Origin of the sequence: Lentzea albida (assembly GCF_900111005.1) — a bacterium.
GTDB lineage: Bacteria > Actinomycetota > Actinomycetes > Mycobacteriales > Pseudonocardiaceae > Lentzea > Lentzea albida.
Genome location: NZ_FOFV01000012.1, coordinates 208,790 through 229,270, shown reverse-complemented (window position 1 = coordinate 229,270; position 20,481 = coordinate 208,790). Strand labels below are relative to the sequence as shown.

The window sequence follows — 20,481 nt, the reverse complement described above, 5'->3', positions numbered from 1 at the left end:
GCAGCCGGTGGACGGGCAGGTGCGGTGGCCAGGGAGAACGGTACTGCGTGGTGTCTGTCCCGGTCGGGACCGTGCGAAAGACCGGTACGAGCGGTGAACGCCGCCGAGGGCCGCAGGTCCCTCGGCGGCTCAAGCGGGTCATGCCGGCCGGACCACCGCCGTGACGGTGATGTCCACGTACCGGCCGATCAGCAAGCGCGGCGCGCGAACACCCAGGGTCCGGCGGTCGAGCCGGGTGGTCGCGGTCAGCACCGCCTCCGCCCCCTCCGCGGAGGACAGGGTGACCACGCCGTCCAGTTCGGTCGCCGCACCCCGCGCGGACAACGTGCCGGTGACGTGCCAGCCGGACCCGTCCGCCCGCGCGGACGTCGAGTGGAACGTCATCGTGGGGTGCCGGTCCAGGTCGAGCAGGTTCGGTTTGCGCAGGTCCAGGTCGCGGCGCGCGTTCCCCGTGTCGATCGAGCCCAGGTCGAGGGTGCCGTGGACGGCCAGCAGCGCGCCGTCCGCGCCGATCTCGAGGGTGCCCGCGGTGACGGGCACGGTGCCGTGGACACCGCGTCCGAGGTTGGCGACCTCGAACGACGCGGTGCTGCGGCGCACGTCCGCCCGCCAGACGCCGGAAGTGAGGGTGCTCGTGGCGGTCATGACCGCGCTCCGGTGTGCTCGACGACGGTCAGCACCGGGTAGACCTCGACCCGATCGGCGCCCGGCAGCAGCGCCGCGTCCTCGCCGGGCAGCAGGTGGGTGCCCATGATCGCGGTCTGGACGTCCGCGAGCGCCTGTTCGGACTCGGCGATCGTCAGCACGATCTCGGCGCCGTCGGACTTCCGCAGCACGTAGGTCCTGATGGTGCCCGGCACCGACCGGGCCACGGGCTCGATCCGTTCCCTGGCCGCGAAGTCCGCGGCGGCGAGCAGTTCGGCGCTGCGGGGGCCGTCGAAGTAGGTGAGCTGTGCGTACATGGTCGCCTCCTCGGGTTGGTGCACCGAGTCTCACCACCGGCGCGCCCGCGCGGATCCGTGCCAGCACGGAGGTCACGCACCGGGCGTGACGAGGCCCGTCTCGCAGGCGAGGACGACGGCCTGGGGCCCGGAGACGGCACCGCCCGCAGCGCCCGCACACGCTCGGTGTGAGGGCATCGCGGCGCCACCGCCTCCGCGCCTGCCACCGGACGAACTCCCGGGACACCGCCTACCGCGTCGCGATCGCCAGCAGGTCGGCGGCGGGTCCCCGCGGCGCCCGCCCGGCCGGCCACACCGCCCGCAGCGCCCGGTGCAGGTCGACGTCACCGACCTGGACCCGCACCAGCGTGCGGGCGGCGACGTCCGCGGCCACCGTGTGCAGGCTCAGCACCGCCGGGCCGATGCCGCCGATCGCGGCCGCCTTGATCGCCGTCGTCGACGACATCTCCAGCAGCGGCCCGGCGGACTCGGTGATGCCGGCGGCCGCCAGCGCGTGCTCCCAGGCCTGGCGCGTGCCCGAACCGGGTTCCCTGCTGACCAGCGGCGTCGCGGCGGCCCTGGTGGCGGTGACCCTGCGGCGCCTGGCCCAGGGATGTCCGGGAGCCACGACGAGCACCAGTTCGTCGTGCGCCACCACGCGGGACGCCAGGCCCGCCGGGACGTCGGTGCTCTCGATGAACCCCAGGTCGGCCTTGTCCGCCAGCACCTGCTCGGCCACGTGCACCGAGTTGCCCGCCGTCAGCACCGTGGCGGTGTCCGGGCTGGTGGACCGCAGCGCGATCAGCCACGCGGGCAGCAGGTATTCGGCGACGGTGAGGCTCGCGGCGATCCTGAGGTGGCTCTGGCGGTCCGCGCGCAGGCTGGTGATGCCGGCGTCGAGGTCGGCCGCGCGCGCCAGGACCTGGGCCGCCCAGCCGGCGACGAGCTGGCCCGCCGTGGTGAGGCGCGCGCCGTGCGGGGTGCGTTCGAGCAGCGTGACGCCGACGCGGCCCTCGAGGGTGCGGAGGCGTTCGCTGGCGCTGGGCTGGGACATGCCGTGCGCCTGGGCCGCGCGGCCGATGCTGCCCAGCTCGGCGACGCTCAGCAGGAGGTCGAAGCTGGTCAGGTCGGCGACCCTGGACGGCAGAGGCATAGGGACAGCCTATGTGCACATCGGTGATTGCCGTCTACCGGAGGAGCGCGGGCACGAGGATTGTCATGTCGTGACCGCTCTCGCACCTCGACCACACCGTGCCCCAGAGGTGCGACGAGCGGCGCCCTTCGGGCCGAACCTCTTCGCGTCCGTGATGGGGACGGGGATCGTCGCCACGGCCGGGGCGTCCCTGCCCGGTCTGCGCACCGCCGCCACGGTGGTGTGGGCCCTGGACGCCGCGCTGCTCGTCCTCCTCGTGACCGCCGCGCTGCGGCGCTGGACGTGGACGACGGTCCGCGAGCAGTTCGCCGACCCGGTGATGGCGCAGTTCTGGGGTGCGCCGCCGATGGCGCTCATGACCGTCGGCACCGGCGCGGTGCTGCTCGGCGAGGACTGGATCGGGCTGCCCGCGGCCCTCGCGCTCGACTGGACACTGTGGACGGTCGGCACGCTGCTCGGGCTGGCGACGTCGGTGCTGGTGCCGCTGCGGATGATCGGCAGCGGCGAACGCGCGTTCGCCGGGTGGCTGATGCCCGTGGTGCCGCCGATGGTGTCCGCCGCCTCCTGCGCGGTGCTGGCGCGGCACGTGGCGGAAGGCCCGTCCCGGCAGGCACTGGTGCTCGGGTGTTACGCGCTGTTCGGCGTGAGTCTGTTCGCGACGATGGTGATCGTGCCGCAGATCTGGCAGGGGCTGGTGCGGCACGGACTCGGCGCCGCCTCGACCGTGCCGACGCTGTGGATCGTGCTCGGGCCGCTGGGCCAGTCGATCACCGCGGCGAACCTGCTGGCCGGTGTGCCCGTGCTGCCCGGCCAGACCGCGTTCGGCGTGCTGTACGGGACGATCGCGTGGGGGTTCGCGTTGCTGTGGGTGGCGCTCGCGGCGGCGGTGACCGTGCGGACCGCCCGGCGCGGACTGCCGTTCGCGTTGACGTGGTGGAGCTTCGTCTTCCCGCTCGGCACGCTGGTGACCGGGACCAGTGCGCTCGCGGCGCGGGTGCCGTCGGCGATGTTCTCCGTCGTCGCCGTGGTGCTGTACGGCGCGCTCGTGGCCGCGTGGATCACCGTGGCCGTTCGGACGCTGCTGACCCGCTGATCTCAGTGAGAAGTGGCCGATCGACATGACCACCGATTCCACCGGTATCACCGGCGATTTCCGCCACACCCGTGGAAAAGCGCCCCTGACCAGCAAGATCACCACCACCCCGAAAACCTTAAAACCATTTAAAACCAACAACATCGACTCCTCTTTGAACCCGCTCCGTGACCTCCCCGTAGTCATCGGTACAACACCGCCCGACCCCCCGAGGAGACACAGAATGGGCGCTCGACACCGCAAGCCCGCCATGATCGGCGCGGGCGCCGTGCTGGCGGTCGCTGCTGTCGCCGGTGGCATCTTCGCCTTCAGCGGCACCAACTCGAACGCGGCTGAGGACTGCGGCGGACTGGACACCGCCCTGCAGAACAACCTGAACTTCATCGCGGGCCAGCAGGCCAACCCCGACGCCCAGTCGGACGCGCGCATCCAGAACCGCCAGCAGGTGGTCAACCTCATCAACCAGCGCCGTGCGGCGGCCGGGTGCGGCAACAACGTGCAGGCCAAGCCCGAAGCCGGGCAGGCCGCGACGTCCGGTGAGGACTGCGGCGGGCTCGACAAGGCGTTGCAGAACAACCTGAACTTCATCGCCGGGCAGAAGGCCGCCCCGGACTCCCAGTCCGAGGCCCGCATCGCGAACCGGCAGGCCGTGGTCGACCTCATCCAGCAGCGGCGCAAGGCGGCGGGCTGCGCGGGTGACGGCGGCGCGGGCAACGCGAACGCCGGCCAGGGCAACGCGAACCAGGGCAACGCCGGTAACAACGGTGGCAACCAGGCCCAGCCCACGCAGCAGCCCCAGCAGCCCGACGCGAACCAGGGTGCCGGCGACGGCGCCACCGGCCAGCAGGTCTGCAACGGCTCCACCGTCACGCTCTCCGGTGAGGGTGGCGCGCCGGCCGCGTCCAGCGGCACGTTCCCGATCGGCACCACCCTGAAGGTCACCAACCTGGACAACAACAAGTCCACGACCGTCAAGGTCGCGTCGGTGTCCGGCAGCTGCGCGCTGCTGAACAACGCGGCCTTCGAACAGGTCCGCGAGCCCGGCAAGTTCCTCATCCGCAACGCGCGCATCGAGAAGATCGGCTGATCTGTCCGCAAAGGACGGTCAGAACAGCACGGCGGGCGGGTGTTCCCTTCAAGGCGCGGGGGAACAGCCGTCCGCCGTGCTGTTTCGCGCTCACTGGGAATAGTGATCTCAGGTGTGGCCACCGACCCGTCCGGAGTGAGACTTTAAAAGCCGTGACGGACAAAGCGACGGCGCCATCTGTCCTGCGGAACACCGCGTTCCTGCGGCTGTGGACCGGCACCACCGCGTCGGGGCTCGCGATGTGGGCGCTGCCGTTCGTGCTGGGCCTCGCCGTGCTCGAACGCTCGATCACCGCCGTGGAGCTCGGTGTCGTGCTCGCCACCAGAACCGTCGGTTTCCTCGTCGCCGTTCCCGTCGCCGGTGTCCTCGCCGACCGGCACTCGCGTCGCCGCGTCGTCTTCTGGTCGTGCCTCACGGGTGCGGTCATGACACCGGTGATCGCGCTCGGCATGGGCCGGTCGCTGCTCCTCATGGCCGTCGCGGCCGCGGTCGTCGGCGCGGGTCAGGGCGGGTGCCGGCCCGCGTTCCAGGCGTTGGTGGCCGAGGTGGTGCCGGAGCCGCAGCGGCAGCAGGCCAACGCCGCCACGACGCTCGCCATCAGGGTCACGACGCTGGTCGCGCCGAGCCTCACCGCCCTCGCGGCCCTCGTCACCGACGCGAAGGTGCTGCTGGTCGTCACGGCCGTGCTCTGGCTGGTCGCGGCGCTCGTGCCGCCCAAGGGTGGCGACGCACCGGCCCGGACGACCGGGAGGACGAGCTTCGCGGCGGACTTCCTCGACGGTCTGCACGAAGCCCGCCGGCACCCGTGGCTGCTCGCCGGCCTCGGCGCGCTGACCTCCATGGTCGCCCTCGGCTACTCCGCCACGGCCGTGCTGCTGCCGGTGGTGAGCCGCGACCGCTACGGCACGGAGGCGGTGCTGGCGGCGGCCACGACCGCGTACACGATCGGCGCGCTGGCGGGAGCCGCGCTGATGGCCCGCTGGCGCCCGAGGACACCGGGCTGGACCGCGCTGGCCGGCATGGCCTGCTACGGCCTCGTCCCGCTCGCCCTGCTCCTGCCGGTGCACCCGTTCGTGCTGATCGCCGCGTACGTGGTGGGCGGCATCGGGATGGAGCTGTTCAACGTCCCCTGGTTCACCGCGGTCCAGCGCGAGGTCGAACCGGGCAAGCTCGCCCGCGTCTCCTCGCTCGACTTCCTGCTGTCCTTCGGCCTCGCCCCGGTCGGGCTGGCCTTCATGGCCCCGGCCGTCGACGAGTTCGGCAGCGGTGTCGTGCTCGGCGCCTGCGCCGTCGTCTGCTTCGCCGCCCCCGCGGCCGCCGCGCTGGTGCCGTCCTCGAAGGGGTTCACCAGGTCCAGCTGAAGCCGCGCACCCCGGGCCGCACGTCCAGCGCCACGTCCAGCAGGGTGCGGCCGGGAGCGACGGACGACCCGTCCGCGAGCTGCAGGACCGAGGTGGGGGCGTCGCCCTCGAACGTCACCTCCAGCACGTACTCCCGCGTCGGCAGCCGGAACTTGCGCTCGTAGTTCGACGCGGGCGGGCACGGGTCCTGGTTCACGAGCTCGTGCTCGATCACGACGCTCTCACCCTTGCGCAACGGCCGTTCGAACAGCAGCTCCGCGACCAGCAACCCCTCGGCAGGCTCCCGCACGACCTGCCCGACCGTGCAGTTCTTCAACGCGTTGACATGCGGCAACGGCCGGTCGTGGTCGTCGAGGTGCATGATCACGACCCACCGGTCGGGCCCGCTCATGGACGCCGACAGGACCTGCCGCGACCGGAAGACCCGTTCGGTGCGGTCGGCCCCGATCGTCACGAAGTCCTGCTGGCTCACCCGCAGCAGCTGGTCGTCCCACTGGGTGTCGAGGTCGTGCAACGCGTGCTCGACGGGCGCCGGGAACGGCCAGAACGCGGACATGGGCGCCGGTGCACCGCGCAACCAGCGGCCACGAGGCCGGGGCGGACCGAGGAGCTCGGACAGGTGGCCCGGCGGCACCTGCAGGATGTGCTCCAGGTGGACGACGGCCTGCAGCGACTTCTGCCGCTCCGGTCGGCTGCGGCCGGTCTGCCAGTAGCTCAGCGTCGCCATGGAGACGGAGACGCCGTTCTGCGAGAGGTGCTCGCGCAGGCGCTCCAGACCGAGACCGCGATTCGTGATCGCCGTCCGGAGAGCCTGCGCGAACTCGTCCACGCTGGTCACGCTAATGCATCTGCACGTCCTGCTGCACCCCTCCCGGAGGCTGGTACCGCCGGTAGGTGACCTGGCCGCCGTCGAGCACCAGCTCGACCTCGACGGTGTCGGGGAACGGCGGTCCCAGCGGGCGCAGCAGCTCCGGCTCGCGGCCTGCCTGGTGGATCCGGATGTTGACGCCCTGCTCCGTCGCGATCAGGTGTCCGAGCAGGTCACGGGCGTTGTAGAAGCCGTTGTTCTCGGCCGGGTCGCTGTGCATCCGCCAGTTGAGGTTCTCCACCAGCGCCCCGTACAGGTGGCCCTGGTGCATCGGGCGGCCGACGGAGTAGTCCGCGACGGCCTTCGTCACGGCCTGGTGGGTCGCCGCCAGGCTCACCACCTGCCGGCGCAACGCCACCGGGTCGACACCGCGGGCCTCACCGATGACGGCGTACAGACCGTTGCTCGTCACCGGTGGCACGGGCTGGCGCACCAGCACGCTCTCGTTGAGGTAGCGCAACTGCCGCTGCGTGGTGCTGACGTGGTCGGACGACACCAGCCCGTGCGCCGCGACGACCTTGTGCTCCTTCTGGATGCCCGCCTGCACCTGGTCGAACGGCGCGGGCATCGGCGCGGACACCGCCGGGTTCATCCGGTTCTTCTGCGGTGCGCCGAGCTGGGTCTCCACCTTCTTCGGCGGGTTCCACGTGTTCGTGGTCCGACCCTCGGCGGGTGGCAGGAACGGCTCGACCACGGCGTGGTCACCGGTGCCGAGGCGTTCGCGCTCCTCGGCGAACTTCGTGCCCGCCTTGGCGGACTTGCCGTCGAGGAACCGCTCCGACACGTTCGGCAGCGCGGTGTGCGACTGCGGCAGCTTGCCGTCCTTGATCAGCCCGTAGGCGATCCGGGACAGGTCGGTGCCGGTGTCGCCCCCGACGAAGTCCGTCGTGAACGCCTCGCCGCGCACCGGGTGCCGGTTGTTCTGGACGTCCACCTTGGCCAGTTCCAGCGCCGCGTCCATGCCCGCGGCGTCGGCCGGGGTGTGCAGCTTCACGATCTCCGTGGCGTAGAACCGGTTGAGCGACTGGCCGAGCTGCCCGAACTCCGCCTGGCCCTCGCCGAACCGCACCTTCGGCTCCACGAGCGGCACCAGGCCGTCGACGAACAGGTTGGGCTCCGGCGTGTAGGGCAGCAGCGGGTGGATGCCCTGCTGCGTCCGGCGCGCCTGCATGTCCGCGTCGATCGCCTGGACGAACTTCTCGTAGAAGCCCGCCTCGGCGAGCTTGTCCCGCAGCGCCTCCTTCTGCGCGTCCGAGGTCTTCGAGTCGCCGTTGATGCGGTCGAGGACGTCGCTGTGCAGCTTCTCCGGGGTGACGGCGACCCGGTAACCGCCGCCGATCAGCAGCGGCCGCGACGGGTCGCCCGCTTCGTCACCGACGCGACCGTCGATCAGCTGGGTGACGTGGTCGAAGACGTGCCCGCCCTGGCGGGTCGTGCGGTCGCCCGCGTCGAAGTCCATGACCGACACGTACGGGTGCGTCCCGTTGGCGGCCAGCGCCGTCACCGCGAACTCGTGGGCGTTGCTGTCCAGCGTGGCGTTGCGCGTCTCGCCGAACTTGAAGCCCTTGCGCCCGTGGGGAACGCTCACCAGCGCGACGGGCTCGGTGCGCCCGTTCATCGTCGGTGCGTGGGCCGCCATCGCGGCGTCGATCTCCGCCTGCGTCGAGGCGTTCACGCCGAGCACGAACGCCACGCGGCCGTCCACGTCCTGCGCTCCGGCCATGACGCCGTCGATCACGCTGTCGAGCTGGTCGAGCTCGCTCGCCCGCACGATCATGCTCACCACGAACGACGGCTTCTCGTTGTTCGCGATGCCGTCCCGCGTCCGCTGCAGGTAGTTCGCGGCGGTGATCGGCGTCAGGACCTGACCGTTCGCGAGGTTCTCGAACGCCGCGTTCTGCACGCCGTTCTCGTTGTCCAGCACGACGTGCCGGTCGGTCATCTCGACGTCGGTGTCCTCGATGGACATCTCGGCGAGGTCCTCGCGGGCGCGCTTGACGGCATCACCCGCCGGGTCGGCCGGCAGGTGCTCGTTGCCGCGCTTCGGCATGTTCGGCGCCGGCAGGTCCGACCGCTCCGCGACCTCGGGCTGCGGCCTGTTGTGCGACTGCAGCGCCTTCATCCGGTTCTCGACCAGCTCCAGGTGCCGCGGCTTGAGCCTGGCGTCCGCCTTGTCGATGCCCTGGGTCATCGGGGTGTTGTCGTTGACGACGTGACCCCGGCCGTCCTGGTGCTGGAAGATCGGCTTCACGTCGCCGGGCTCGAGGTACTCGTCGCGCAACCCGACGAAGTGCCCGACCTCGTGGGCCAGGCGCCGCGCGTCCGTGTGCGCGGGCCAGGTGAGCTGGTTGGCCCGCCCCTGCGGGTCGTTCGTGACGTCGATCGTGGCGTGCGCGTCAGCGGGGTCGTTCGTGAACTCGACCGTGACGTGGAACTGCTCGCCGCTGGGCAGCCGGTAACCCTGGTTGTACATCTCCTCGACGCCCGCGAGCGTGCGCTGCCGCACGTCGGCGTCGCCGCCGTTCAGGTGCAGCCGGACGGTGAAGTCCCGCACCGGCACGCCGTCGACGTCCAGGACGCGGTTGTCGTAGGCGATCGGGCCGCGCCAGGCCTTCATGGAGATGCCGTGCGGGCCGACCTTGGTGGAGTCGAGGACACCGCCGTCCTCACCGCGCACCCAGCTGGTGGCCGGGGTCGTGGCACGGGCGTCGGCGATGGCCTGCGAGGACACCGGGTCCCGCGGGTCGAACCACGGCGCGCTGGAGTCGGTGCTGTGCAACGAACTCGGGTCCGCGGGCGGCTGGTGCGACACGGGCGCGTCGACCGGGGGAGCGGACGGTTCCGCATCCGGGTCGTCGTCGACCATGCCGTACGACTGCAGGGTCTCCTTCAGCTCGTTGACCAGCTTCGGCGTCAGGTCGACGTCGAGCTTCGCGCCCAGTTCGGCCCGGTTGTCGGTGACTGCCCGGGTGAACACCTCGGGGTCGACCAGGCCGTCCGGCACGAGCTTCGACTTGGCGAGCACCTCGTGCACCCACAGCGCCTGGTGGGACGACTCCGTGCCCTGGAGCGCGACCTTGTTCATGGAGTCCGCCAGCGGCGGGGCGCCCATGATGTCGAGGAGGGCGGTCTCCTGCGCCATGTTGAAGGCGCGGTTGTAGCCCTTCTCGTGGTTGAACACCTCGGACGCGATCCTCGCGGGATCGGCCGAGTAGGTGGCGCTGCCCTCGAGCGTGCTCCACAGCTGGTGCGACCAGTCGCCGAACCTGCCGGGGTCCTCGGCGAACGCCGTGAGCTGCTGGCTCTCGATGATCGGCCGCTTGAACTGGTCGTTGAACGCCTTCGTGACGGCGTCGAGGCCGTGCTCGTCGATCAACGCCGAGATCTCGTCGGAGCGGGTGTGCAGGACCACCGACGCGCGGAGCAGGTGCAGGCCGGCCTCGTGGTCGAGGTAGGTCCGGGGCTTGCCCTCGAGCTCGGCCTTCACCTGGTTCATCAGCGGGGTGGCCGTGTCCATGGCCTCGTCGGTGAGGGCGAGGAGCTTGGCCTCGGCCTCGGGGAGCGGGGCCGGGGCGGACGGGGGGAGGAGGTCGGAGCGGTCGGTGGTCGTGTCGCGGGACGCGGCCTCCGGCTCGGCGGACCGGTCGGCCACGTCGTGGACCGGGGACGAGCGCTCGGGCTCGGCGGACCGGCCGGTGGTGCCGTTGTCCTGGGACGTGGTCCCGGACTCGGCAGTGGTGTCCACTTCGGACACCACTGACACCTCAGGCGTGGACTCGGCGGTCGTGTCCACATCGGACACCACCGGCACCTCGACCTCGGACGCCGCTTCCACGTCCGGGTCGTCGGCCACCATGCCGTCACCCTGCAGGTGCACCTTGAGCTCGGCGACCAGCTCCGGCGTCAGCTCGACGCCGAGCGCCGCCTCCAGCTCGGCCCGGTTGCCGTCGACCGCCTGCGTGAACGCCTCGGGGCTCACGATCGCGTCGGACGGGATGACCTGCGCGTCGCCCAGCACCTTCTGCACCCAGAGGGCCTGGCTGTAGGTGTCGGTGCCGTACTGCGGGGTGCCCGCGATGGCGTCGGCCAGCGGCGGGGCGCCCACCAGGTCCGCGAACGCCGCGTCCTGCGCGAAGTTCGTGCCGCGGTTGTAGCCCTTGTCGTGGTTGAAGACGTCGGCGGCGAGCTTGTCCGCGTTCGCGGTGTAGGACGGCGTGTGGTTGACGGTCTCCCACATCCGGTGCGCCCAGCCGTCGAACGCGGCCCTGCTCTCCGGGGTGCTCAGGTCACCGAACTGCGCGAGCTGCGCGGTCTCGATGATCGGGCGGCCGAACTCGCTGTTGAACGCCCGCGCGACCTGCTCGACGCCGTGGCGCTGGATCATCGTGGCGATGTCGTCGGCCCTGGTGTCGAGCACGACCGACGCCCGCAGCAGGTCGAGGCCCGCCGCGGCCTGCACGAAGCGGCCGGGGTTCGCGGTGAGCGTCGCCTGGACCTGGAGGGCCAGGGGAGAGGCGTTCGACATCGCGTCGGCGGTGAGGGCCTGGAGGTGGCTGCGCACGACGACGTCCGGGACGCGCGTGGGCGCCTGGTCGTCGGCGTTGGCGGAGGTGGTGCCGTCGGCCGAGGGGGCGTTGGTCGAGGGGGCGTTGGGCGGCTGGGGCGCCGGACGCGTGTCCGCGTCCGGCGTCTTCACCATGCCCTGCTCTTCCAACTCCTTGCGCAGCTCCGCGATCTTCGCGTCGGTCAGCGGGAAGCCGAGCGCGTCCCCGAGCACGCCCCGGTTGGCGGCGGCGGCCTGCGTGAACACCTCCGGGGTGACGGCCTTGTTCGCCGGGATGACCTTCGCCTGACCGAGCACGGTCTGCACCCACATGGCCTGGTCGTCGAGGTCGGTGCCCCACGGAGGGGTGGCACCGACGGCCTCGGCCAGCTCCGGCGCGGGCATGATCTCGGCGAGGGCGGCGTCCTGGGCCATGTTGAAGCCGCGGTTGTAGCCCTTGTCGTGGTTGAAGAGGTCCGCCACCTTGTCGGCGTCGGAGCTCAGCGCGTCGGACTCCCTGACCGTGTTCCACAGCTGGTGCGCCCACTCGTCGAACCTGGCCCGGTTGTCCGGGTCGTCCAGGTCGGCGAACTGCTCCAGCTGCGCGCCCTCGACGTACGGCCGCTCGAACGCCTTGTTGAACGACGCCGCGACCTCTTCCACGCCGTGCGTCCTGATGAGCTCGGCGATCTCGTCGGTCTTGGTGTCGAGCACGACCGAGGCCTTCAGCAGGTGCAGGCCCGCCTTGGACTGCACGAACCTGCCGGGGTCGCCCTCCAGCTTCGCCTTCACGGACTTCGCGAAGTCCGAGGCGTTCGCCTCGGCGTCCGCGGTCAGCGCCGCGAGCCGGACGTCGGTCTCGGTCGGTGCGGGAGCCTCCTGCGTGGAGTCCGCAGTGGAGTCCACGGCGGACGACGACGCGGGAGGCGGCGGCGCCGGACGCGTCCGGGCGTCCTGGCTCGTCGAGGCCTCGGCCGACTCCTCGGCGGGCGGCGCGGACCGCGAGCTCTCAGGCGCCGAAGGAGGCGCCGGCGGGAGTGGCGGCGGGGGCGGAGGAGTGGACGACGACGTGGTCGTGTCCGGCGGGTTGTTGTACTCGGCGATCTTCTGGTCGACCGCCTCCTTCTTCTTCCACCACTCCTGCTGCCGCGTGTCGGCCGTGCGCCGGGCGTTGTCGAGGTTGGTCTCGGCGGTCCGGACCAGGGCCTCCTGCGCGGCGCGGTCGGCGGCGAGCTGGGCCGCCGCCTGGTCGTGCCGGGCCATCGCCCCGACGCGGGCGGCGTCGAAGCGGGCGACCTTCTGCTGCTGGGCGACGAGTTCCGCCCGTCGGTCGCCTGCCTCCGTGCGCAGGTCGCCGATCGCCGCGTTGGCCGCGTCGAGCTGCTTCTGCGCCTCCTGCATGGACTTCTGCGTGTTGGTGAACGTGGTCTCCGCGTTCTCCAACGCCGTCCGGGCGTCCGCGTGCGCCTGGCGTGCGAGGTCGACCTGGCTCTGCAGGCCGGGGTTGCCCGCCAGTTGTTCCTCGAGCGACCGCAGCGTCTCCGCCTTGGTCTCGACGTCGGCCTTCGCGTCGTCCACCTCGAACTGCGCCGTCATGGCCAGCGCGCCGAGGCCGCCGACCTTCGGGGACAGCTCGGAGATCGACTGCAGCGTCCGGGCGACCTCCTGCCGGGCGCTCTCGGCCCTGGCCTCGAGCTCCGGGAGCTTCGCCTGCTGCTCCTCGAACTTCCCGATCGCCTTGTTGTAGTCGATCTGGACCGAGGTGAACGCCGAGTCGTTCTTCGCGAGCACGGCGGCCGAGGTGTTGATCACCTGCTGGGCCTCGTGGCGCCGGTTGTCGACCTCGACCTCGGCGGCGCGCCAGGCGTCCGCGGCGGCCTTGACCTCGGCCTGGGCGGACGTCAGCTCGGCGCTGAAGTCCTTGCGCAGCACGACCTGCGCGTCGGACGTGGGCATCCGGACCGCGGCCGAGTTCGGCACGGAGAGGTCGACCACGGCGGTCTTGCCGCCGATCGTCGCCACTACGCGGTACTCGACGCCGAACTGCACCAGGCCGGTCGTGGCCTTCGGCTTGAGGTTGTTGACCTTGTTGTCGGTCTGGCCGCCCGAGTTCGCGGTGGCGTCCTCGCCGGCGTGGCGGACCTCGAGGCCGCTCGTGGCGAAGTTGACGTTGTCCTTCGGGTCGGTGTTCTGCTTGATCCCGGCGCCACCGGTGGCGAGACCGGCGGACAGGTCACCGGTCTCGGTGACCTTCGAGTCCGTGCTGGTCGCGGTGATCTGCGTCTTCGGGTTCTCGAGCGCCACGCCGTCGCTGAGCGAGCCCAGCGTCGGGTCGACCAGCTTGGCGTACACCTTGACGTCGGCGTCCTGGCCGAACGTCAGCGCCGCCTCGTGCAGGCCCGGCACCGACAACGGGCCGGACAGCATCGACGGCAGGTGCGGCTGCAGGTTCTCCGGGCTGAGCGTGGCCAGCAGGCTGTTGAGCGAGCCCGTGCCCTTGCCGGTCAGGCCCTTCTTCGCGCCCGCGTCCTGCAACGCCTGGATCGCCGCGGCCCGCAGGTCCTTGGCGCCGCGCAGGTTCTCCACCGACGCGCCGGGCGGCAGCGCGGAGGGGCTGCCCTCCTGCCGCCAGTCGTCGATGGCCTGCGCGTTGCCCTGGTCGGGGGTCCGGGAGTGCTGTTCCCTGCTGTACGGCTGCGGCGCCGCGCCGCCGTGGACCTTCTGGTTGTCCGCGTGCAGGCGGACGGTCATCTCCCGCACGCCGCTGGGCGCGGTCGCGATGACCTTGTCGCCCTTCTCCACGACGAGCTCGAACTCGATCGGCACGGTGTAGCGCGCCGCCGGTCCGCTGCCCGCGCGGAAGCTCGCCTGCTGGTCGGTCGTCGAGGTGGTGACCGAACTGCTCGTCGACTGCCCGATGTTCGCGGTGGCGATCACGCCCGCGGTGCCGGAGACATTCGGGTTCGCGCTGCCCGGCGAGGCGAGGCCCGGTGCCTTGAGCCCGATGCCCCAGCCGGTGGCGCGGCCCTGGCCGTCGGTCACCTTGTGCGAGCCGGCGATCGTCGACTCCATCTCGACGCCGTCGTTCACCACGTTCTCGAACTTCGGCGTGTCCGCCTTGGCCCGCAACGTGACCTGGAACGAGTCCTTGCCGAACGTGCCGGGCTGGTGCACCAGCAGCGGAACACCGCCGTCCAGGGCGCTGTCGATCATCGCCTTGACGCTGGCGGGCGAGCTGAAGTCGACCAGGCGCTGCAGGTTGCTCATCGAGTCCTTGAGCACCGAGTCCGGCAGCAGCGGGTCGCCGAAGCGCTTCGCCGTCTTCTCGTTGACCTTCGTGGAGAGGTCCGCGACCACGTCCGACAGGTCGGGCACGCTCTCCACCACGGACAGACCCAGCGCGCCGGGCTCGTCCTTCGCCACCGTCGCCGGCGGCGCCATCTCCGGGAAGTCCGGCTTGGGCACGTTCGGCTGCACGTCGGGCAGCAGACCCATGTCCCGCGCCACGTCCTCGGTCACCCGCACGAACACCGACTTCGGCAGGGTGATCGTCGCGCCCTCGGACCTCGGCGTGGTGCCGGCGATGAAGTTCGCCGCCCGGCTCTCGCCGACCACGGTGACGTCCGCATCGAGCTGCACCAGCACGGTGCGGGCACCCGCGGGCGTCACGTAGTTGCGGTCGTGGCTGCCGCCGACCTCCTTGCCCGTGGTCTTCGAGTCCGACCACGGCGTGACCTTGCCCGCCACCGCGAAGCCACCGGCGCCGCTGGTGGGCGTGGGCTCCCCGGCGGGCGGAGCGGGGTCGTTCGGCTTGATCGGCACGTTGATGCCGCCGGTGATGTCGACGGCCCGGTTCGTCGTCGACGACTGGCCCGCCTTGTACCCACCCGTGCTGGCGTTCTCGGTACCGGTGTTGTCCGAGATGGACACGATCTTCGGGTTGCTCAGCCCGAACTTCACACCGATCGCGCCGGTGCGGTCGATGACCCGGCGGTCGTACTTGAGGCCCTGCTCCTGGATGCCCGTCTCGGTCAGCGTGCGCAGGTTCGCCTTGATGTTCTCCGGGGAGAACATCTTGTCGATCTGCGCGCGGGACGCGGTGCCCGGCACCGTGAGCGCCGAGTCACCACCGGCCGCGCGGTTGAGGGCGTCGATGGCCTGGTCGCGCAACGCCGTCGTGTTCGCGACGGCCTCCACGTGCAGGAACTCCGGCGCCTTCTCCTTCGGCTTCGTGCTGAGGAGCTTCTTGACGGACGGGGCGTCCGCCAGCGTGCCGACCTCCGGCTTGCCCGGCTCGAAGCCCTTGCCGGGGTCGTCGTCCAGGGTGGAGCTGTCCGACACCCAGAGGTTGACCTCGCCCTTGATGGGCGCGAGCTTGCCGTCGCCGGTCTTCGCGACCGTGGTCTGCTCCGGCGAGTGGAAGCCGGGGGCGCCGGGCACGACCCGCCGCACCCAGGCCCGCGGCCGGGTGAACGTCGTGATCTCGACCTCGAACTCGACGTCACCGCGGAACACCTGGGCGTTCGGGCTGCCGACGCTGAGCGACGTGCTGTTGACCGTCGGCCCGGCGGTGGTCTTGTCCGTCCAGGAGTGGTTGTACTTGACGCCCGCCTGCGGGGCCGGGCTCAGCTTCGCGGCCTTGGTCTCACCGGGGATCACGACCTTGCCCTCGACACCGCCGCTCCAGCCCTTGGTGGTGCTGGAGGAGCTGTCGAGCTTCGGGCCGGTGGACGAGGCGTCGCGGACGTTGCGCGCGTCGGCCTGCCCGAGGTGCTTCGGGTCGGTGACCTTCGCCTTGACCGTGATGTTGACGTAGGTGTTGGTCGACGTGCCGCTGTTCTTCAGCTGCACCTGGACGCCGGGACCCATGAGGCTGTCCATGTTGGTCCGCAGCGCCGCGGGGGAGAGCTGCGAGGTCAGCTTGCGCTGGTTCGCGAGCTGCTCGGCGACGTCGGCGAAGCCCTTGCCCTTGCCGCTGCGCGGGTTCACGGACGGGTCGTTCCACGTCGGCAGGAACTTGGCGAACCCGGGGATGTCCCGCAGCGCGTCCTCGACCTGCGTCTGGACCTCCGAGGCGACCGCGAACTCGCCGACCTTGGCGTTGCCGGTGGCGATCGCGTCGCCCATGTACGGCGGCGGGAACTTCTTGCCCTTGTTGGACTCGTCGACGAGGGAGCGGCGGGTGCCGTCCGGCGTCGGCAGTCCGGCGTGGGCCGCCTCGGGCAGACCCACGCGCATGTAGGTCGTGACGGGGATCGTCACGACGCCCTTGGGCGTGCGGACCTGGACGTCGGCCGTCACCTCGTACAGACCGGTGTCGCCCTTGAGCTGGATGCCGCTCTTGTGGGCGGTGTTGATGCCCGCGTTGACGTTCTCCGCCGTGCGCGCGGCGTAACCGACCGTGGCGCCGGCCTGGCCGCCCACCACGTTCGGCAGACCGGCGTTGAAGCCGAGACCGGCGGTGACGTCACCACCGGACTTGGTCGTCGACGAGACACCACTGCTGTGCGCGGTGGTCTCGTGCAGGCGGAGCTGACCGGTGTCGAGCGTGCCGACGAGCCGCGCGTCCTTCAGCGTCGCGGTCATCTGCACCGCGGCGCCCTTGCTGGCGTGCGGGCTGATCAGGTCCGGCGACGTCACGTAGGCGCCGCCGAGCATCGCGCCGAGGTTGTTGCGGATCTCCGTGGGGCTCAGGAAGTTCTGCAGCGCCTCACGGCCCGGCGAGCCGATCTTGACGATCGACGGGTGCAGGTCGCGTGCGACGTCGGCGAACGCCTTGTACGGGTCGCCGACCGTCACCGCCTCCGGTGCGGGGTGCTCGAGCTTGGTGCCCCAGTTCGGGTCCGCCGGGGGAGCGGACACCGTCGAGTTGCCGGAGGCCGTGATCTTCGCGAGGTCGTTCGGGATCTGCAGCGTCACGTCGGTGCCGGTGTCGACCGTCGCGACGGGCCTGAGCCCGCCGTTGGGGTCGGCCAGCGTGATCTCGTAGGACACCTTGACGGTGGCCTGCGTCGACCCCTCGCCGGCGCGGATGATCCGCTGGTCGGTGAGCGACGTGGACGTGCTCTGCGACTGCGCGGGCGTGGCGAACTGCGCCTTGCCGCCGAGCGAGCCGTACGCGCCGAACCCGGCACTGGCCGAGGCCGAGCCGCCGATGTCGTTGGCCGTGGCGACGGTGTGCGCGGTCGAGGACGAGTTGCCCGACTGCGCGGTCGCGTCGACCTTGACGCCGGGCGCCGCCTCGGGGGCGACGTCGGTCTGCGCCTGCATGGTGGCGCGGATGTTCGCCTCGTACCAGGTGTTGCCGATCTTGACCTGGAAGTTGCGGCCCTTGTCGAGGAACGACTCGAAGTCGCCCTTGATCGCCTGCTGGATGCGGGCGGCATCGGCCGGCTTGAGGTTGTCGATCGCGTTCGTGACGTTCTCGGCGCCGCGCACGTCCGTCGGCGCGATCGTGCCCAGCGCCTTGTTGCTCTGGAAGAAGCCGGGCAGCGTCTGCGCGGCCGGCATGACCTGGCCGACCGGCTGCGGGGCCAGCACGGTCATCGGGATGACGGGGTTCGGCGGTGCCGGCCGCGTCGGGGCGTCGGTCTCCGGCGCGGTCCACACCGGGGGCGCCGACCGGGTCGACGGTCCCTCGCCCCGGTCGTCGTGCGCGCTGAAGGTCGACTTGCCGTCGGGGTTGGTCTGCCGGTCGATGTGCAGCTCGGTCCCGTGTGCCGGCGCCTTCCACTTCTTGGCCTTGTCCTTGTCGGCCTTGGTGGAGTGCTCCTGGACCTCGGGCTTGAGGTCGTGCAGCGGCGCGAACGTGTCGACCGTCCCGTCCGCGTTGTGCACGACGATCGGCCGGTTCAGCTCGGTCGCGAGCAGCTGGACGGTGAGGTCCTCGGCCCTCTCGGACTTCTCGATCTCGGCGGCATCGGGCTCGTACGGCGTGACGGGCGGTGCCTGCGTGTGGCCGGGGAGCGGCGTCGTGGGCCTGGGCTCGATGAACGAGTTGACCAGGTGGCCGTTCTCCAGGTCGTGCTGCTGGCGGAACTGCGAGATCTGCGTCGTCACGCTCGTCGACGCGAGGGAGCCCTTCTGGATCGTGCTCGTGCGCAGATCCGTGGGGCTGGGAACCGCGACGCCGCCGCCCTGGGCGTTGGCCTCGTTGGTCAGCACCTCGTGCACGGCGTTGTACACGCCGTTGGTGCGTGGCGGGGCGACGTTCGGTGCGATGCCGTGTTCGAGCATGCCGAACGTGCGGGCCACGTTGCTGTTGTTGTCCGACAGCGCCATGTTCAGCACTGTCGCCATCTTCTGCTGCTTGGCGGTGGGGACGATGTGGCCGAGCTCGGCCTCCGTCCGGGGCGCGAGCGGCTTGCCGCCGGCGGGCTTCTGCCGGGGCGGCGGGTACTGCGTGCTCGCGTCGGTCTGCGGGTCGACCCCCATGTGGCCGTGGCCCGGGATCTCCTTGGAGATGCCGTAGTTGAGGGTGTTCTTGTCCTCCCAGCCGAGCTTGAGCGAGTCGACCTTCGACGGGTTCCAGCCACCGGTCCTGGTGTCGATGATCTTGCCGGTCGCCGCGTCGCGGACGTACCGGTGGTCGATCCGCGTCTGGGACTCCCGCTGGGCGTGCGACTTGCCCTGGAACCCGTTGCGGATGTCCGCGGCACTGATCTCGCCCTTGGCCGCCTTCGACGCCTGACCCGGCTCACCGCCGAAGGTCCGGTTCGGCACGGTCTTCAGGTCGACGTGCGACTGCGCCCACGACTTGCCGTCGTTCATGGCGAAGTCGAGCGCGATGCGGGACAGGTCGGTGCCGACCGCGCCCCCCACGAAGTCGGTCGAGAAGGTCTGACCGCGGTAGGGGTTGCGGTTGGACTGCAGGTCGACCTCGATGCCGGACTCGATCGCGACCGCCGTGACCGCGGCCTCGAACTCGGCGTTGCCCCGGACGAACCTGTCGTTCGCCTCGATCTCCCTGTTCACCTGTTCCAGGACCCTGGTCTGCCCCGCGCTCGCCCGGCCGCCCTGCTCGGCGATGTCGGCCTTGATCTGCGCCCTGGCCTCCAGCAGGTCCGCGTTGAGCTCCGGCCGGGGCAGCTTCGCCGTGTGGATCTCGACGATCTCCTTGCCGGCGAACTCGTTCATCGACTTGCCCAGGCCGTTGAACTCGGCCTCGGCGTCGCTGAACCGCACCGACGGGTCGACCATCGGCACGTTCGCGTCGATGAACAGGTTGGGCTCCGGCAGGTACGGCAGCAACGGCGCCGAAGCACCCTGCCGCACGCGCGCGTCCATGTCGTCGCGCATGGCCTGCTCGAACTTCTCGACGAACGCGGCCTGGTTCTCCGGCTTGAGGTGGTCGGCGACCAGGTCCAGCTGCCGCTGCTTCTCCGCCTTCTGCTTGGCGGTCAGCTTCTTGTCGGCGTTGAGCTTCGCCTGCTCCTTGACGCGGCGGGCCTCGACGTCCCGGACGAGCGCGTCGGCGTCTCCGACCCGGTAGCCACCCGCGTACATGAGCGGGCGGATCGGGCCGGTCTCCGGAGAGTGCAGGGTCTGGTCGAAGTGGTTGAAGACGTCCGTGCCGGACGGCACCCTCCTCGACCCGGAGTCGAAGTCCTGAATGGACAGGTACGGGTGCGTGCCCTTGCCGTTCAGCGCGCTGACCGCGAACTTGGTGGCGGAGCTGTGCATCGTGCCGTTGCGCATCTGGCCGTAGGGGAACGCCCCCTGCTCGGGCAGCTTGCCCAGCGGCACCAGCGCGATCGGCTCGGTGCGGTTCGCGACGGCGGTGTTCGCCGTGGCGATGTTGGCGTCCATGTCGACGCCGCTGGCACCTTCACGGCCGTTCACGCCGACGACGAACACCATGTTGTTCTTCAAGTCGCCGGCGTCGGCGGTGATCGCGTCGATGACGCTGTCGATGTCGCCGAGCTGGTCGTGGCTGACGATCATGTTGATGACGAACGACGGCGGGGCGTCGTTCTCGACGTTGCTCCTGAGCTTGTCGAGGTACGTGGCCTTGTCCGGCACCTCGAGGTTGCCGCTCGCGAGGTCCCCGAACGCCTTGTTGTACTGGAAGTCGACGTTGCCCAGCGACAGGCCGCCGAACGCCTCGGTCAGGTCGGCGAACTGGCCCTCGTTGCTGGAATCGACCTCGATGTCGGAGTCGACATCGCTGTCGGAGTCGACTTCCATCGCGTCGGTGTCGGCGTTGCTCGGACCGGCCTCGGTGTTGGTCCACCGGTTCGCTTCGGGCTTCTTCTTGGTGGTGCGGTCGTCGGCCCGGCTCCCGTTGTCGCTCTCCGGGCTGCGGTCGCGCTTCACCGGCCGGGTGTCGCCCTCGACGTCCGGCTTGGCGGTGGCGGGGGCCGGGTTGGCCGTGCCCGTGGTGGGCTTCGGCGTCCAGCCCGCGGGCGGCGGCACGGTGGCCGGGCCGGCCGGGTT

The 20,481-nt window shown here is 71.0% G+C and carries 8 protein-coding genes (1 of these 8 running past the window's edge); 3 read left to right on the top strand and 5 right to left on the bottom strand.

Features of this window, described 5'->3' with window-relative positions; genetic code table 11:
* Positions 1–138 precede the first annotated feature (138 nt).
* From BMY74_RS28040 to BMY74_RS28030, 3 genes are all read right to left on the bottom strand, one after another.
* Complete coding sequence (locus BMY74_RS28040) at positions 139–645, bottom strand: YceI family protein (RefSeq protein ID WP_089921402.1); 507 nt, start codon at positions 643–645, stop codon at positions 139–141.
* Positions 642–962 (bottom strand): hypothetical protein, encoded by a 321-nt coding sequence (locus tag BMY74_RS28035; RefSeq protein WP_089921398.1) that lies wholly within the window; start codon positions 960–962, stop codon positions 642–644. The genes BMY74_RS28040 and BMY74_RS28035 overlap by 4 nt, the downstream gene beginning before the upstream one ends.
* Before the next feature lie 229 nt (positions 963–1,191).
* A complete protein-coding gene (locus BMY74_RS28030) occupies positions 1,192–2,094 on the bottom strand; it encodes a LysR family transcriptional regulator (RefSeq protein WP_177229958.1) in 903 nt (300 codons plus the stop codon).
* Between the two features lie 109 nt (positions 2,095–2,203).
* Between BMY74_RS28030 and BMY74_RS28025 the strand changes: the two genes are divergently transcribed.
* The 3 genes from BMY74_RS28025 to BMY74_RS28015 all read left to right on the top strand — a co-directional run bounded on the left by BMY74_RS28025 (position 2,204) and on the right by BMY74_RS28015 (position 5,635).
* Positions 2,204–3,187 carry a TDT family transporter gene (locus BMY74_RS28025; RefSeq protein ID WP_245786400.1) on the top strand — a complete coding sequence of 328 codons (984 nt, stop codon included), beginning with the start codon at positions 2,204–2,206 and terminating at the stop codon, positions 3,185–3,187.
* A gap of 223 nt (positions 3,188–3,410) precedes the next feature.
* Complete coding sequence (locus tag BMY74_RS28020) at positions 3,411–4,274, top strand: RlpA-like double-psi beta-barrel domain-containing protein (protein WP_177229957.1); 864 nt, start codon at positions 3,411–3,413, stop codon at positions 4,272–4,274.
* 152 nt (positions 4,275–4,426) lie between these two features.
* The gene (locus BMY74_RS28015; protein ID WP_245786399.1) at positions 4,427–5,635 is read left to right on the top strand and encodes an MFS transporter; all 1,209 of its coding nucleotides are present in this window, start codon (positions 4,427–4,429) and stop codon (positions 5,633–5,635) included.
* On the opposite strand, the gene BMY74_RS28010 is transcribed toward BMY74_RS28015, so the two are convergent.
* Positions 5,619–6,464 (bottom strand): XRE family transcriptional regulator, encoded by an 846-nt coding sequence (locus BMY74_RS28010; protein ID WP_245786398.1) that lies wholly within the window; start codon positions 6,462–6,464, stop codon positions 5,619–5,621. The genes BMY74_RS28015 and BMY74_RS28010 overlap by 17 nt on opposite strands.
* A 10-nt stretch (positions 6,465–6,474) precedes the next feature.
* Positions 6,475–20,481, bottom strand: the final stretch of a protein-coding gene (locus BMY74_RS45255; protein ID WP_089921391.1) for a hypothetical protein. Its footprint extends 16,833 nt past the window's final position; 14,007 of the gene's 30,840 nt are visible here — the last part of the coding sequence; its start codon lies off the right edge, out of view — the gene reads right to left on this strand; its stop codon occupies positions 6,475–6,477.